The organism is Desulfovibrio sp. 1214_IL3152, assembly GCF_036763055.1.
GTDB lineage: Bacteria > Desulfobacterota > Desulfovibrionia > Desulfovibrionales > Desulfovibrionaceae > Desulfovibrio.
In genome coordinates, this window is sequence record NZ_JBAIYW010000411.1 from 1 (window position 1) to 1,109 (window position 1,109).

The window sequence follows — 1,109 nt, forward strand, 5'->3', positions numbered from 1 at the left end:
GAACGCTGCGAGGGTTCCCAGGCCCAGAAAGCCCAGCATGCGCGTGCGCGCCTTGGGGTTGCCCGCCAGATATTCCGCGCCGTAAAGCATGCCGAGCACCGTTGCCACGCGCAGAATGCCCCCGCCCATATCAATGAGACCCAGCAGGCCCGATAAAAGGCCCCCGGCGAAAAAGCCCAGAAAAACAATGCCCGCCATGCTGAGCAGGGAATATCTTTTTACGTACAGGGCATCGGTGGAGAAATCCGGCATGTCGCGGGCAAGGCTCCAGCGCAGTTCTTCCGGAATGTCTGCATCGGCGCTTTTTGCTGCGCACCGGGCCACGAGGTCTTCCTTGAGGTCCGAGAGCAACTGGCGGTGCTGCGCGTAGTCGCCGGGAAAGGACGCTATTTTTTCAAGAGTTTCATCCGCAAGGGTGTCGATATGGGGAGCGGACGCATCGGAATTTGTAATGGTCATGCTGTTTGTCCCGTTTGCTGTGGTGCTGCCGGGCGGTTCCCGCGGGTACGGCGGGTGAATGCCCGGTTTCGCAAAAAAGAGGCCGCATAGCGCAGGACGCCTGTCAAAAGTAGCGCACGCTGCCGTCAAGTCAAGGGGCGGCGCGGGTTACGGGGCAGGATGCCCGCATGGACGCGGCCTGTGTGACCAGAGTGCCGCACTTCATGTCAGCAGAGCGTCAGCATGCGGCCACAGGACGAATATGGCATTTTCGCATTGAGAATATCTATTCTCAATGCTTCCAAGACGCCCGCTCCGGCGTTTAACCGCGCAGGTAAACAGCTCTGCTGTCTTCGTCCGTAACTTCCTTTGTCGTAACGGCTGAAGCTGCGCTTACGCCTCCGCGGCGGGCGTCTGCTCCCGCATTCGCCAGAGCAGTTTCAAAGAAAAATTGCTCTGGAGCAGATTAACTTTGAAATGCTTCACATTTCAAAGTTTTCATTCAGCCGAAAAATGCGATTTTCGCCTGAATCCACGCCACATTGTGGCGCGCTGCGCTTTCGTGCAGCGTTAGAGCATTTACACTTTTTCAAAGTTAAAATGCTCTAAAATGGGGTAGGGCAACAGAGGGACAGATGTGTGCCGCTTTTTTTTTGGGGGGGGGGGGGGGG

1 pseudogene is annotated in these 1,109 nt (G+C 57.0%); it reads right to left on the bottom strand.

The features are described from left to right. A pseudogene (locus tag V6C07_RS08770) lies at positions 1-459 on the bottom strand (adenosine deaminase); the annotation flags it as partial. Positions 460-1,109 lie beyond the last annotated feature (650 nt).